This window comes from Nostoc sp. FACHB-888 (genome assembly GCF_014696655.1).
GTDB lineage: Bacteria > Cyanobacteriota > Cyanobacteriia > Cyanobacteriales > Nostocaceae > Nostoc.
This window is the reverse complement of the sequence record NZ_JACJQM010000022.1, coordinates 102,474-117,051: the sequence shown is the minus strand read 5'-3', so window position 1 is coordinate 117,051 and position 14,578 is coordinate 102,474. Positions and strand designations below refer to the sequence as shown.

The window sequence follows — 14,578 nt, the reverse complement described above, 5'->3', positions numbered from 1 at the left end:
GTGATGTTTTTTCTGTCAGACGTTCCGCGATTACAACTATCGCTATAAATACCCCAGGCATCAATCTTTTTAGTTATCTCACCCCATTCAGATTAAGAAAACCAATCATTATAACACAAAATCAATTCTGCAAGAGGTCTATTGTTTACTTATTTTATGGGGTATGATATCTGGCGATTCAAACGAGATACCGAATTTTGTGAGGTTAAAGTAAGTGGTTCCTTAATATCAAGTAATTCTGAGGTACTCCGCCAAGCCTGTTTGGATGGGACGGGTCTGATTTTGATGCCAACTTGGTTAATTGGTGAAGACATCCGAAAAGGAAAGTTGCAAGCAGTGCTAACCGATTGTCAAGTATATCCCCAAACCAGTATAGATATGGGCATTTATGCGCTTTATTTGCCAAATCGAAGAAATTCGCTGCGGGTCAAAGCATTTATCGATTTTTTAATCAAACGATTTGGTAATCCGCCTTACTGGGAAGAAACCACGCTTTGAACTGGGTTATGGTAACGATGATTCAATAGTAGATGTTTGTTACCCCTGCGTGAATTCAAGTTAGATGTTTTAATAAACATTCGGGCATTGGGCATTGGGAAAAGACGGAGGGGCAAAGAAGAAATGCTTACTGCAACTTGCCCTCTGCTCCCTGCTCCCCTCCTGCTCCCCCATCCTCTATCAACCTGTATTTCTCATCCCGGCTGCAATACCATTAATAGTTAACAATGCCCCTCGCAATAACTCGCCTTTACTGTAACGAGAGTGGATGACTCCAGAAGTAGCAGTAGTATTCATAGACTGGCGTAGGCGCTTGAGTAGTGAAACTTGGATAAATCCCAAGGGTACAATTGTGCCATTGCGTAACTGCACAGATCGTTGCAAGACAGGATCGCCATCTAACAGCCGATTATGATCGGTAATTTTTAACACCAAATCCCTTGTAAGATAGAACTCGCTGGCAATTTGGTCAAAAACCTTGGCAAAGCGGGGTTGATCTTCTGGTTTTGACAATTCCAGAACGTAGTGATGTGCCATTTGCATATCTACTTTTGCCAAAGTCATCTCGGCTTTAGAAATCACCATCTTGAAGAACGGCCACTTAACGTAAAAGTAGCGTAGTAATTTCAAGTGTTCTTCTGGTTCTTCGTTCAAGAATTCTTGTAACGCTGTGCCAATACCGTACCAGGAAGGCAGCAAAAAGCGGGTTTGTGTCCAGCTAAATACCCAAGGAATGGCTCGCAGACTACTTAAATCTTTCTTACCAGATGGACGGCGGGCTGGACGGGAACTAATTTGCAGTTGGCTAATTTCTTCGATAGGGGTTACTTGATGGAAGAAGTCAACAAAATCAGGTTGTTCATAGATTAAAGCACGATAATGTTGACGCGATCGCACTGCTAATTCTTCCATAATCTCATTCCAGGGTTCAATATCATCAAACCCTGTCCGCAGTAAACTAGCTTGAATCACAGCAGTGGTGATGGTTTCCATGTGGTACAAAGCTAAATCCAACAAGGAATATTTAGAAGCCAAAACTTCTCCTTGTTCGGTAATCTTGATTCGCCCATTGATACTATGACCCGGTTGAGCCAAAATCGCCTCGTAAGCAGGGCCGCCACCCCGTCCCACAGAACCGCCGCGTCCGTGAAAAATTCGCAAACTTAAATCATAGTTTTCTGCTATTTTTTGCAGTGATTTTTGGGCTTTATGAATTTCCCAGTTACTGCTTAAAAAACCAGAGTCTTTGTTGCTATCAGAATACCCCAGCATTACTTCTTGCAAGTTCACGGGAAGGGGTGACGGGGAACAAGAGGCAGGGGAGGATGAATTTTCATCCACAAGACTCTTTGTTTTTGTATGTTCGTAGCCGCCGGCTAACAAAGCCCGATATAACGGGAGTTCAAACAGTTTCCGCATGACGCTTCTGGAGCGTTGTAAGTCTTCTACTGTCTCAAATAGGGGGACAACTTGAATAGTTCCCACGGCTATGGCGGGGTCAAAAAGTCCGGCTTCTTTAGCCAAAAGCAATACTTCCAGCACATCGCTCACGTCGCGACACATGCTGATAATGTAAGTTTGGCAGATATTTAGACCAAATTCTTGTTGCAGCGATCGCACGACGCGAAAGGTTTCAATTACATCGTTGGTTTTTTCGGAAAATGGCAATTCTGCCGGAATTAACGGCCTCCGGGTTTGCAGTTCTCCTGTAAGCCAAGTGACTCTTTGCTCCTCAGATAGTTCGTTGTAAGGTTGAGGTAATATTTGCAGGTATTGTAATATCTCATTCAGCGCATCAGCATGGCGGGATGATTCTTGGCGGATATCTAGCTGTGTCAAGTTAAAACCAAAAATTTCTACCTGACAGATCAGATTTTCTAATTCTCGACAGCTTAAACCTGTTTCTGTCAAGTTGCGCTGAATCATCCGCAGTTCTGCTAAAAAATCGGCTCCCGAACGATATAGGGGGCTATCTTGATTTTTTGGCGTTTCCCGATTGTACAAAGCTAGATTGCGATCGCGAGTATTTTCTAGGCGTTTGAGCACATAAGCCAGTTTGAGCCGATATGGTTCTTGTCGATAACGCAGCGCCAATGCATCGTATACCTCACTCAACTGGGACTGATCCAACTCTAGAGATTCCAGTAAGTCTGGTAAGACATCACTCCAGTGCATCGACACACTCAATAATTCAATCAGATTTTTCACTGACTGAATATATCTCCCCAGCACCATTTTGCGCTGATAGCAAGCTGTTTGCCAGGTGATTTCGGGCGTGACTGATGGGTTGCCATCCCTGTCTGAGCCTACCCAAGAACCGAAAGAGCAAAAGTTTTTACTCGGTGGTTCTAGCCAAGGAAAGGTATTGGATAGGGTGTGTTTAAAACGTTTATAAAGTTGAGGAATACCATCAAATAAAACTTCTTGGAAGTAGTGCAGCGCATAATCTACTTCATCTAGCACCGTGGGTTTGAACTGGTGAAGTTCATCTGTGCGCCACCACAGCCGAATTTCTTCGAGCAATTGTTCGCGGACATCTGCTGCTTCCCAAGCATATCCCCCGGACGTAGTACCAAAATGGTTTTCTAAGGTATCCAGTTTTTGCAAGAGTTGTACCACCTGGCGCTGCTTATCCCGGATGGTGTGACGAACAATTTCCGTCGGGTGCGCTGTGAAAACTAAACGCACATCCAGATGTGCAATTAAACGTTGAATTTGCTGGGGTGGTACATTCAGTTTTAATAAATAGGGAAACAAGGCAGCGAAAGTACCTTTTGGTTTGACTTGCGCTTTTTCTAGATAACTCTTTCTCAGCAAGTCTGCTGCTATTCCCCTGCTAACAGGCGCGTCATCTTCTCTTTGATTGGACGAATAATTGACATTAGATGCTGTTTCTGCGTCTGTAGGCTCTGTTTCTGCCTCATAACGACTCAATTGCTGCCGCTGTTCGTATTCCTGCTCTATGATGTTAATCAGCTGAAAATACAGAGCGAAAGCACGAGCCGCACGAATTGCTTCGTTTATATTTAGTTGTTCAATTAATTTGACGGCTGAGGATGCTTGGTCATTTGTTGCTTGTCCTTCTGGCGAACACAAATCACGCAACTGCCGCAACAAATCTACCATGTTTTGACCGCATTCTTGCCGGAGAACAGACTCCCACAATTCTTCCACTACCTGGAGACGATGACGCAAAAATAATTCCGACACCGGGTATATATCCGCAGTTTGAGACGAAGAGTATAAAAGGGAACCCATATTCTCTATGTTGTAAAGCTAATTATTGTTTACGCTTCTAGGTTTTGCACTTAGTGCTTACCAGGTTGTTCCTGAGCAAATAATTATTTGGTGTATATTTTCTAAGTTTGATTAGTTTCGTGATCCTCTGGGAAGTCGAGAATCGGTAGGCGATCGCCTCGAAACAATTCTTCACTGGCTTCCCCTAAGCCTTCTAGCGCTCTTACTGTGGTTTTTCCGGTAATGAGCAGCAGTAATATAGACGCTGTACCTATTTGTAAAAGGAAAGATTGGGGAATGCTAAACAAATCCAGATTGGATGTGGGGTTAGTTGAAGGTTGTTGGTTGGCAGGAGGCATTGCTAATTCTTGGTTATGGGAATATGAGTCAAAAAAAGTCGGGAGTTGAAAGTTACGAGTTAGGAGTTAAGATGGCTCCAACGATTAAGGGATGAAGTATTAAATGAGATAAGCTTATTGGTTGTTTCAACGATCAAGGGCGTTAGCGCAGTGGGAAGCAAATCCAGCTTTAAAGGACAAGCCATCAGCCAGTCATATAGAATTATTCTGACTCCTGGCTCTTAACTTCTACCTTCTAACTCCTAACTCTTAACTTCCGATTTATGACTCCCTATTAGTAAAATAAACGCAAAACTCAACATTAGTCAGACTTGCAACCTGTACAAGACTATCTTGGCCGATTTTGTAAGCTACGAAGGTAACAAAATTGTTAAAAAAAACCGTTAGAGTGTGATAGACCTATGGTTCTAGTTTACAAGTGCAGGCACTATCCCCCAACAATCGCTTCCTGTAAAGTTAACTTCCCATGAAAACAGTATTACCAGATCGCCAGCAATCCTTAGTGCAATGGGTAAGCCAAGCAACAGGGATCAACACTTTCGGAGTGAAAGTTCGGTTACGGGGAAATGACCTCCATATTCTTTGTGAAGGTACAGAATGTCCGCAGCGTTGGCGCACTTTGTCTGACCTGCTGCAAGCACTACAGCAAACAAACTTAGATATTCTCACAAGTAACGAACAACCCTCAATATATCAAGTATTTGTCTATGGCCGAAGAAAAGGGGAACAACGTCCCAAATGGTGCCACCGGGTTTACTTGAATCAAATAGATAAGCATCTGGAGCAGGTGGAGCAAGCCTTGCTAGCAGACTCGGAAAAATCAAAACAAGTGGGTGGGGCGCTGATTGTCTCTAACGAAAGTTTGGCACGCCAAGGCAACCCAGAGGCTATTGCTCGGTATATCAGCGAAACTCTAAGTATATTAGGTGTATCAGTACAAGTAAAGATTAAGCCATATAAGCCAAAGAACTCTCAGTCAGAAGAAGATCGCTTGTGGATATTTTGCCATTCGAGCTATAGCCCTGATGCATCGTTGCTTGCTGAACCAATAGCCCAGAAGTTGCGTTATCTTAAGCTTTCCGGCTACCAAGATGCCATAATTGTTTCCCAGGTAAGCGGCGAAACTGCCCCTGATTGGCTGCTGCGGGTGGATTTGACACCACCAGAGGTAATGCTGAAGGAGTGGGCGCGTTGGGGGGATGTACAAGCGATCGCTCGATTATTAACTGAGGTATTGTCAGGGTTAAAAGTTGGTGTACAAGTTTCTCTGAAAGAATCAACACTACATATTTTTTGTATCCCAGCTTTTGATCCTCTAGGAACCGCTCCAATCCCCGACAAGGTAGTGTGCTTAGATGCAATTTTACCCCAGTTAGAAGCGATCGCCCCTCAAGGCATTCTCGCCGCCACTGTATACGGACAAAAAGCAGGCGACCAGGAACCCACTTGGGTTGATTGGCTGGCTTTACCTACTGCAAAATATCCCGCCTTTGCCGCATCACCACTAGATTTGGCCAATACTGGTGATGAACCAGCCATCATATTTTTACTGGAGCGTTTACTCAATCCTGACCTGGATTGGCGTCTATTGACAGGTGGAGTTCGCGTCCTCCTGCTGAACAAAAATGATTTATTACACATCATGTGTGATGCACCTGTTTGCCCAGGACGGCAACAAGTAGCAAACAAAGTTACGCAGTTTATCCGCCAGTTAAAGATTCCCGGTATTATGGGGATACGTGTCTACGGTCGCCGGGCTGGGAATAAAGAACCTTTTTGGCACTATGGTGTTGATCTTGAGCATCGCCAACGTTTAGTACCAGAAGCAACCCCAGAATTTGCTGCTACTTCTAAATACGTTAACGATCTGGTAAACTCTGAGACTAATGAGCCAATTTTGCGCCCCGACTTAACGACAGAAGATGTTCAAAGTTTTGTGACAGAAGTAGCGCGAGATTGGATGGTAACGGCGAGTGCAACAGCGAAAAAATTCCTGTTGAAAAGCCAGCTATTTACCGAAAGCCACGAGTCGGAAGAACAAACCCCTGATGTTCAAGGACTTAAGATTGCTTTAGTTTGGGGGACACTGGGATTATTACTTACCCTCCAAACCGATTGGGTGTTGGGTCAAATTATTGCACGGGGTACGACTACGCCAAAAGTGGCCAATGTCTTGCCTTCATCTTCTTCTAAGCAAAAGGCATCTTTGACATCTGAGAAAACTCAAGGTGAAAAAACGGCATTTTTTACCAGCACTTCTAAAACAAAATCTCCTCCAAACCAGAGTTCTGTATTTAATGCTTCTGAGTTTACTCAAAGTGATGAAACTCCAACAAATAATTTAGCAGCCGCACCACTGAAGGAAAAAGCAACCGCTACCGCTATTCTTTTAGCAGCGCGATCGCAGATGCCAAGTTTCAATGTTAGGCAGTTAGACGAGCAACTAGCACTGTATAAACAGCGTTTGGCTATAAATGGTACTCCGCCAGATGTGTTGATTATTGGCTCCTCCCGCGCTCTTAGGGGAATAGATCCAGCAGCACTTTCTAAAGCTTTAGTGACTCAGGGCTATCCAAATATTGACGTGTTTAACTTTGGGATCAACGGTGCTACCGCACAAGTTGTAGACTTTGTGATTCGCCATGTACTAGAACCATCAGAACTGCCTAAAATAATTCTCTGGGCAGATGGGGCCCGTGCTTTCAACGGTGGACGCGAGGATATTACTTTTAAATCCATCGCTACATCAGCTGGTTATAAACAAGCATTCCAAAAAACCCCAACAACAGCCAATAGCAGTTATTTGCCCGAAAATACGGTAAGTTCAGGAGAAGAAAAGGTAAAAGAAGAAAAACCGGAAATTAGCACCTATGAAGCTGTCAATCAGTCGTTAAATCAGGCTTTAGCATCTCTTTCTGCTAGCTACCCAAACCGCGACCAAATTAAAAATTTACTGCAAAAACAACTGCTTATATTTGGTCCCAATCAGACAGTTGCATCACAAAGACAGCCAACAGACGGTACTTCAGATGAGATTACTTCTCGACAATCAGTTGATTTTGATGGTTTTCTACCTTTGTCTATTCGCTTCAATCCTGCTAGATACTATCAAAAACATTCTAGAGTTACCGGAAATTACGACAACGACTATAAATCTTTCCAAATAGAAGGACAGCAAGATGCTGCCTTTCAAGAAGTACTTCAGTTTGCCCAGTCTCAGAAAATTTCCTTAGTTTTTGTCAATATGCCTCTCACGGCAGATTATTTAGATCCAGTGCGTAAACAATATGAGCAAGAATTTCAGGAATATATGCTGCGTCTAGCTACTAGTCCCAACTTTATTTATCGAGATTTGAGCCGACAGTGGCCAAAAGCAAATGACTACTTTTCTGACCCCAGCCACCTCAACCGCTTTGGAGCATACGAAGTCTCTAAAAAGTTGGCTAATGACCCGATGATTCCTTGGCCAGTGAAGTAAGAGGCAGGGGGGCAGGGGCAGGGGAGGCAAGGGGGACAGAGAGAATAACTATGCCCAATGCCCCATGCCCAATAACTAATGACTAATGACTAAAAAATGAACTTTATATCAATTTTCTATGGGCTGTTCTTATTGAGTGTGTTAGGAATTTATTGGTCTTTAGCACAACATAAATTGCGATTATGGACGCTGCTAATCGCTAGTTTGGTTTTCTACGCATCTTTGCACATCCAGTACATACCATTACTATTAGCATTAACATTTATTAATTTCCGTGTGGGGCTAGAGATTGGTAAAAATACATCACCAGGTAAACATTCTCTTGATTGGCAAATTTCTAATGAAGAGTGGCAATTTGCCCAAGGTGACTGGAATCGCCGTCGTCTAAAACTTTTGTGGCTAGGAATAAGTTTAAATGTTTTATTATTATTGGGCTTTAAGTATTTTACTCCTTTATTAAAGTTTGTTTTTAATATACAAATAAACTCACTAGATAGCTCTTTTAAATTGATTGCACCTTTGGGAATTTCATTTTTTACCTTTGAATGCATTGCCTATTTAATAGATGTTTATCGCGGTGCCCCTGCTACTGATCAGTTTCTCAAATTTGCCACTTACAAATTATTCTTCGTCAAACTGATTTCAGGCCCGATTACGCGCTACCACAACTTAGCAAATCAATTCAATACACTAAAGTTCCCCAGTAGCGATAGAGTAGCTGAGGCGCTGTGGTTGATTGCTAGGGGCGCAGTCAAAAAAGGTATTTTTGCAGATCACTTGGGGATTTTCGTCGATTTATGTTTTGGGAACTTACAACGGGCGGGTAGTACCGATCTGTGGTTAGCTACATTTGCCTACGGTTTGCAGTTATATCTAGATTTCAACGGTTATGTAGACATTGCCCGTGGTAGTGCTATGCTTTTTGGCTTGGTTCTACCTGAGAATTTCGACTTTCCTTATTTCAGCACCAATATTTCAGAATTTTGGCGGCGCTGGCACATGACTCTAGGAGATTGGCTACGTAACTATGTCTACTTTCCTTTGGGTGGTTCTCGTCAGGGTTTAGTCCGTACCTGCTGGAATTTATTTATTGTGATGCTAATCGCTGGTATCTGGCACGGTGCTGCCTTGGGTTATGTAGTTTGGGGCATATTCCACGGGTTAGCCTTGGTGGCTCATCGACTTACAGATACTATGAGCGATCGCTTTGAAAAGCTAGAACAATTCTGGCAAAATCCTCTGGGTATCTTTGTAGCTTGGTTATTGACCCAATTAATGGTTTTTACCTCTTGGATTTGGTTCCGCTTACCTAATCTTCAAGACTCTTCTTTGGTAATTCGGCATCTTTGGAATTACCCTGCTGACGACCAGTTTGCTCAAAAGGTATATGTGGATGCCTTAAATATAAGCCAATATCAACTCACTTGGTTACTTCTAGCTTTAGCTGCCTTTATGGCTGTAGTCTATGCCTTTAACCGAATGCTGAAGTTAGAGTTTAACTGGCCGCTTAAGCTTGTTTTTGTCCCCATCTGTTTCTACGCTGTTTGGTTATTTGCTCCTGAAGGTAGTTTGCCCTACATCTACTTTGATTTTTAAGTTTCTACAAATAATCAACATAAAACATAAGACAATGTACAACTTATTATTTCGTTACAAATTGATAGAGTTAAAAATTTCTCTAACAGCTTCTTTGTAAAGGAATGTAAAGACAATAAACGAAGCGATCGCGTCATTGAAAGCTATAGCCAGTTTAGTCTTGAAATGGCTTACAAAGCCTAAATTCATTACTTTTATCACTAATGTATATAGTAGAAAAACTTTATATTTCGATTATCTTGTTAAAGAATTCTATTACAGAATATTAAGTCAAAGATCGCGTCAAAGTAAATTAATGTAGACTGTATTTCAACAGGCAAAATAAAAATCTGCTTGTTCCATATTTAACAAAAAACAGCACTTATAAAACAATGACCACAACCTTACAACGGCGCTCTGACGCTAACGTATGGGATCGCTTTTGCGAGTGGATTACCAGCACTGACAACCGTATATATATCGGTTGGTTTGGTGTGCTGATGATCCCAACCTTGCTAGCTGCTACTGCTTGCTTCGTAATCGCTTTCATCGCAGCACCTCCAGTAGACATCGACGGTATCCGTGAACCTGTTGCAGGTTCATTGATATACGGAAATAACATCATCTCTGGTGCAGTTGTTCCTTCCTCCAACGCTATTGGCTTGCACTTCTACCCCATTTGGGAAGCAGCTTCCTTAGATGAGTGGTTGTACAACGGTGGCCCTTACCAATTGGTAGTTTTCCACTTCTTGATCGGTTGCGCTTGCTACCTGGGCCGTCAGTGGGAACTTTCTTACCGCTTAGGTATGCGTCCTTGGATCTGCGTAGCTTACAGCGCACCTTTGGCTTCCGCTACCGCAGTATTCTTGATCTACCCCATCGGTCAAGGTTCTTTCTCTGATGGTATGCCTTTGGGTATCTCTGGAACCTTCAACTTCATGATCGTGTTCCAAGCAGAACACAACATCTTGATGCACCCCTTCCACATGTTAGGTGTGGCAGGTGTATTTGGCGGTTCATTGTTCTCTGCAATGCACGGTTCCTTGGTTACCTCTTCTTTGGTGCGTGAAACCACCGAAACCGAATCACAAAACTACGGTTACAAATTCGGTCAAGAAGAAGAAACCTACAACATCGTTGCAGCCCACGGCTACTTCGGTCGTCTAATCTTCCAATACGCTTCTTTCAACAACAGCCGTTCACTGCACTTCTTCCTCGCAGCTTGGCCCGTCGTCGGTATCTGGTTCACCGCTTTGGGTATCAGCACGATGGCATTCAACCTGAACGGTTTCAACTTCAACCAATCAGTAATTGACTCTCAAGGCCGCGTCATCAGCACCTGGGCAGACGTAATCAACCGCGCTAACTTGGGTATGGAAGTAATGCACGAGCGTAACGCTCACAACTTCCCCCTAGACTTAGCTGCTGGTGAAATCACTCCTGTAGCTCTTACTGCTCCTGCTATCAACGGTTAATTCTGAAGATTAGCTAAATAAAAAGCGCCCTCCAGAAATGGGGGGCGCTTTTTTGTTGTAATTACGTTAAAACTAACCGTTTAATAAATTCTGTAGTAGTAACGGAAAAACGAGATTAGATAATGCTGAGATAATTGTGAGGCGATGTCTACGATGGGCTACGCCTACGCGCTAGATACTGTAATCTACACTCGCAAGGTACTTCCGACGTATTGAAATATACTCTTTTTGGAAGATGAATCGCTCTTTAAGGGTGAGTATAAGGTTAATTAGAAATTCTAAAAGAGGTCAAGCAATGGCTACAAATACAGGTAACGGACAATCTCAAGAACCCATTAGCAACTTGGAATACGATTTTGTCACCGTTTTGCACAACAAAGCTGAAGCCGTTAAAGCTTACGATACCTACATCAAAGATGCAGAGCAAGTAGGCTCTCAGCCTTGTGTAGAATTGTTCCAAAAATTGCGGCAATCTGATATTGAACACGTGCAAGAGATTCGCCAACATCTACAACAAGTGCTGCAACACGGTAAGATGTAACCCAGGTTTTTAACTGCGATCGCTTCTGGTTTAGTAAAACTAAACATAAAAGAGGCGATCGCGCTTCTAATATTTAAATAAAATTAGTTTTATAAAATTAATGTTTCGAGCTTTGCCTGTACTTCTTCTATTAAAACTTGTGAAACACTTTCAACAAATTTTACCTTTCTAGCTTTCCAATCGAGTGTTTTAATTTGGTCGGCTAACACAACTCCTTTTGTTTGCATTCCCTCAACAAGTGGAACTTCAAAATTAAGTCCTTTTGCCTTGCTGGTTATAGGACACACTAAAACTAAAGAAGCTATTCGATTGTATTGAATTGGAGATATCACAAGAACAGGGCGGTAGCTCATTTGCTCCCGCCCTTGCTGTTGTAGTTCATTGTTCATTGTTCTAGCAATGTCATCAAATGACATTCCTGATGTGTAGAGGGCAAATGCACGCTGGATCGAATCAACCGTAAACTGCTGTGTAGCTCCAAATTCTAATTTGATAATATCCCCTCTTTTGGGAAAGTATGTATTAACTACCAACCTTCATTCCCCACAGCGTTTCCAGTTTCAAATTCAGGATGGAACTTATCAGGAGTCATACCTTCAAGCAACTCATCAAGGGTATACTTTTTTCTTTTTTGTGGTGTAATGATAATATTGTTACCTTCCACACTTAGGTCTATACCTGTCCCTTCGGTTATATTTGCTTGTTCAGCTACCGCTTTTGGAATCCGAATAGCTAAACTATTTCCCCATTTAGCAACAACTGCGGTCATAGCTATCTCCAAAAGTTTTGTTAGTGATCTACACGCTCAAACTTTAGATTTTCAGAGTGAAACACTTTTAAAAATTCATCTGACGTATATACTTTGAATATACATATTTTATTAATGGGTGTCAATGCCCCTTGAAAACCAATAGTTAATACCATTTCACTTTAATAATGACAGGACTTACGCAAACAACAGCCGAAACCCTTATTCTCTGGTAGGGGCAATTCATGTAGCCGAAGGCTTCCCGCAGGGTATTGCCCCTACAGCGTATAGTTTTGCGTAAGTCCTAAATGATACAAATACGCTGGTAAGGGCATGGCAATGCCATGCCCCTACGAGAAATCTATATTTATCAGGATTTTTTTTGAATTGGTATAAGCTGATGTGCGCCTAAATTGTATAAACACTCTTTACGGTCGTTAACTGTTAACTGTTGATGGTTAAGGTTATCAGTCATCGGTCATCAGCCTTCATGTAAATGTTCAAGTTAAATGTGTAACAGCTTAATGGCTGATTGCAGCATTAAAAAAGCAGATGTTTGTTCCCATCTGCTGTAAGAAAAGATTAGTTATCTCATTTACTTGGATACCAACTGATTAACTGGAGCAACCCCAGCTAAATCTAAAATTGGCGCGATCGCATCTTCTCGCTTCACTGCCATCATATGGACACCTTGACATAATTGCCGTGCTATTTGCACTTGTTCGGCTGCAATTTTCATCCCTTCCTCAAAAGGATCTTTGGCTTTTGCCAATCTATCAATAATATGTTGGGGAATATTTACACCCGGAACACATCTATTAATAAACTGGGCATTTTTTGCCGATTTCAACAGAAAAATTCCTGCCAAAATCGGTTTTTTATAGCCAGAAGCAATGGTATCCATAAACTTTTCTAGCCGCTCAAAATCGGTAATCAACTGACTTTGAAAAAACTGCGCTCCTGCTTCAATTTTGCGTTCAAATCGACTTTGCAAACCCGACCAACTCTTACATTGCGGATCTACTGCTGCACCAACAAATAAATCTAACGCTCCATCAGTCAAAGGTTTATCGTTGCAATCAACGCCTTGATTCATTTTCCGGATCAGTTGCAGCAGTCGCACAGCTTCCAAGTCAAACACTGCTTTGGCATCTGGATGATCGCCTGCTTTTACAGGATCGCCAGTCAAAGCTAAAATATTATTTATGCCCAAGGCATGAGCGCCCATTAAATCAGCTTGTAAACCAATGCGGTTGCGATCGCGGCAAGCAATTTGACAAATCGGCTCTATACCGTTTTGTGATAAAATAACCGAGGCCATTAACGAAGACATCCGTAATACTGCGCGGCTACCATCAGTAACATTGACAGCATGAACCCTTCCCTTAAGAGTCGCCGCCATTTGAATCATGTGCGTTGGATCTCCCCCTTTTGGGGGTGCTACCTCGGCAGTTACTAGAAATTCACCTGCTTGTACAGCTCTCTGAAAGGCTGTGGGGCTATGGGTGTGATGCATAAAATTAAGAATTTGCATTTATTAAATGGTATAGCAAATCACACCGAAAAGGGAAAACTTATAGAGGAAGCGAGTAACCTAAAGCAGTTTTTACTTGTGATAAAGTTTGATTTGCGATCGCCCTGGCTTTTTCTCCTCCATCCCGCAACACAGACTCCAAATAGCCTTTGTCCTCGGTTATCGCCTGATATTTTTCTTGAATTGGTTTCAGGGATTCAATTATCGTGTCCGTCAACAATGGCTTGAATTGCCCCCAACCCATATCCTGACATTCAACGGCTACATCTTCCTTTTTCTTTCCAGACAGCAATGTATACAGCGTTAACAAGTTATTACACTCTGGACGCGCTGGATCGTCGAAAGTCAGCCCACGAATGGGATCAGTTTTGCAACGTTTAATCTTGTATTGAATCTGATCTGGTGAATCTAGCAAACTGATTCGGCTTAACTCCGAAGGATCGGACTTCGACATTTTGCGTGTACCGTCCGCTAAACTCATCACCCTTGCCCCTTCTTTACGAATCAAAGGGTCTGGTAACTTCAGAACTGGCTGATCTGGTTTACTAAATTGGTGGTTTAACCGAGATGCAATATCCCGTGTCAATTCCAAGTGTTGCTTTTGGTCTTCACCCACTGGCACTTTATCCGCTTGGTAAAGCAAAATATCAGCTGCCATCAGCACAGGGTAATCTAATAAGCCTGCACTCACATTTTCTCCCTGTTTAACAGCCTTTTCCTTGAACTGGATCATGTCTTGCAGCCAGTTTAGAGGTGTAATGCAGTTGAGCAACCAGGTGAGTTCACTGTGGGCCGAAACGTGGGATTGTACAAAGATGGTGGAATGATTTAAATCAAGACCACAAGCTAAATAGAGAGCAGCAAGGGTGTAGGTATCATCTGCCAACTGTTTTGGGTCATGTGGCACTGTTATCGCGTGCAAATCAGCCACAAAAAGGTAATTTTCGTATTCGCTCTGACCTTCTACCCAGTTGCGAATGGCTCCCAAATAGTTACCTAGATGGTAATTGCCGGTTGGTTGAACTCCAGAAAGAACACGTTGCTTGCCCATAAATTTCAAGTTATTTATCTCAAATCCGCGCTAGTAAAGTGGCGATGTCTGGCGACAAATTGCTTTCCGCCTACGCAAAACT

11 protein-coding genes are annotated in these 14,578 nt (G+C 42.5%); 5 read left to right on the top strand and 6 right to left on the bottom strand.

Annotated elements, in window-relative coordinates; genetic code table 11:
• Positions 1 to 141: 141 nt before the first annotated feature.
• Positions 142 to 498, top strand: coding sequence for a LysR substrate-binding domain-containing protein (locus tag H6G26_RS16075; protein ID WP_242053736.1), 357 nt, complete (start codon positions 142 to 144; stop codon positions 496 to 498).
• Between the two features lie 180 nt (positions 499 to 678).
• Here the strand turns inward: H6G26_RS16075 and ppc are convergent, their stop codons facing one another.
• Both ppc and H6G26_RS16065 read right to left on the bottom strand, forming a co-directional pair.
• A complete protein-coding gene (gene ppc, locus H6G26_RS16070; RefSeq protein ID WP_190730209.1) occupies positions 679 to 3,756 on the bottom strand; it encodes a phosphoenolpyruvate carboxylase in 3,078 nt (1,025 codons plus the stop codon).
• A 101-nt stretch (positions 3,757 to 3,857) separates the two neighbouring features.
• Positions 3,858 to 4,094, bottom strand: a complete 237-nt coding sequence (locus tag H6G26_RS16065; protein WP_190730208.1) for a hypothetical protein — start codon at positions 4,092 to 4,094, stop codon at positions 3,858 to 3,860.
• A gap of 466 nt (positions 4,095 to 4,560) precedes the next feature.
• Between H6G26_RS16065 and H6G26_RS16060 the strand changes: the two genes are divergently transcribed.
• The 4 genes from H6G26_RS16060 to H6G26_RS16045 all read left to right on the top strand — a co-directional run bounded on the left by H6G26_RS16060 (position 4,561) and on the right by H6G26_RS16045 (position 11,163).
• Positions 4,561 to 7,572 (top strand): DUF1574 family protein, encoded by a 3,012-nt coding sequence (locus H6G26_RS16060; protein WP_190730207.1) that lies wholly within the window; start codon positions 4,561 to 4,563, stop codon positions 7,570 to 7,572.
• A gap of 96 nt (positions 7,573 to 7,668) precedes the next feature.
• Positions 7,669 to 9,168, top strand: coding sequence for an MBOAT family protein (locus H6G26_RS16055; RefSeq protein WP_190730206.1), 1,500 nt, complete (start codon positions 7,669 to 7,671; stop codon positions 9,166 to 9,168).
• 371 nt (positions 9,169 to 9,539) lie between these two features.
• The gene (gene psbA / locus H6G26_RS16050) at positions 9,540 to 10,622 is read left to right on the top strand and encodes a photosystem II q(b) protein (RefSeq protein WP_190730205.1); all 1,083 of its coding nucleotides are present in this window, start codon (positions 9,540 to 9,542) and stop codon (positions 10,620 to 10,622) included.
• Positions 10,623 to 10,917: 295 nt separating this feature from the next.
• Positions 10,918 to 11,163, top strand: a complete 246-nt coding sequence (locus H6G26_RS16045; protein ID WP_190730204.1) for a hypothetical protein — start codon at positions 10,918 to 10,920, stop codon at positions 11,161 to 11,163.
• 89 nt (positions 11,164 to 11,252) lie between these two features.
• Here the strand turns inward: H6G26_RS16045 and H6G26_RS16040 are convergent, their stop codons facing one another.
• From H6G26_RS16040 to trpS, 4 genes are all read right to left on the bottom strand, one after another.
• The gene (locus H6G26_RS16040; protein WP_190730203.1) at positions 11,253 to 11,696 is read right to left on the bottom strand and encodes a type II toxin-antitoxin system PemK/MazF family toxin; all 444 of its coding nucleotides are present in this window, start codon (positions 11,694 to 11,696) and stop codon (positions 11,253 to 11,255) included.
• Positions 11,690 to 11,932 carry an AbrB/MazE/SpoVT family DNA-binding domain-containing protein gene (locus H6G26_RS16035; RefSeq protein ID WP_190730202.1) on the bottom strand — a complete coding sequence of 81 codons (243 nt, stop codon included), beginning with the start codon at positions 11,930 to 11,932 and terminating at the stop codon, positions 11,690 to 11,692. Before H6G26_RS16035 ends, H6G26_RS16040 begins: the two co-directional genes overlap by 7 nt.
• Before the next feature lie 574 nt (positions 11,933 to 12,506).
• Positions 12,507 to 13,427, bottom strand: coding sequence for a methylenetetrahydrofolate reductase (locus tag H6G26_RS16030; protein ID WP_190730215.1), 921 nt, complete (start codon positions 13,425 to 13,427; stop codon positions 12,507 to 12,509).
• Between the two features lie 58 nt (positions 13,428 to 13,485).
• A complete protein-coding gene (trpS, locus tag H6G26_RS16025; RefSeq protein ID WP_190730201.1) occupies positions 13,486 to 14,496 on the bottom strand; it encodes a tryptophan--tRNA ligase in 1,011 nt (336 codons plus the stop codon).
• Positions 14,497 to 14,578 lie beyond the last annotated feature (82 nt).

Bases quoted from the DNA above. Each gene is read 5' to 3' on its own strand.
- ppc (WP_190730209.1), bottom strand. From the start codon at position 3,756: ATGGGTTCCCTTTTATACTCTTCGTCTCAAACTGCGGATATATACCCG.
- H6G26_RS16065 (WP_190730208.1), bottom strand. From the start codon at position 4,094: ATGCCTCCTGCCAACCAACAACCTTCAACTAACCCCACATCCAATCTG.
- H6G26_RS16060 (WP_190730207.1), top strand. From the start codon at position 4,561: ATGAAAACAGTATTACCAGATCGCCAGCAATCCTTAGTGCAATGGGTA.
- H6G26_RS16055 (WP_190730206.1), top strand. From the start codon at position 7,669: ATGAACTTTATATCAATTTTCTATGGGCTGTTCTTATTGAGTGTGTTA.
- psbA (WP_190730205.1), top strand. From the start codon at position 9,540: ATGACCACAACCTTACAACGGCGCTCTGACGCTAACGTATGGGATCGC.
- H6G26_RS16045 (WP_190730204.1), top strand. From the start codon at position 10,918: ATGGCTACAAATACAGGTAACGGACAATCTCAAGAACCCATTAGCAAC.
- H6G26_RS16035 (WP_190730202.1), bottom strand. From the start codon at position 11,932: ATGACCGCAGTTGTTGCTAAATGGGGAAATAGTTTAGCTATTCGGATT.
- H6G26_RS16030 (WP_190730215.1), bottom strand. From the start codon at position 13,427: ATGCATCACACCCATAGCCCCACAGCCTTTCAGAGAGCTGTACAAGCA.
- trpS (WP_190730201.1), bottom strand. From the start codon at position 14,496: ATGGGCAAGCAACGTGTTCTTTCTGGAGTTCAACCAACCGGCAATTAC.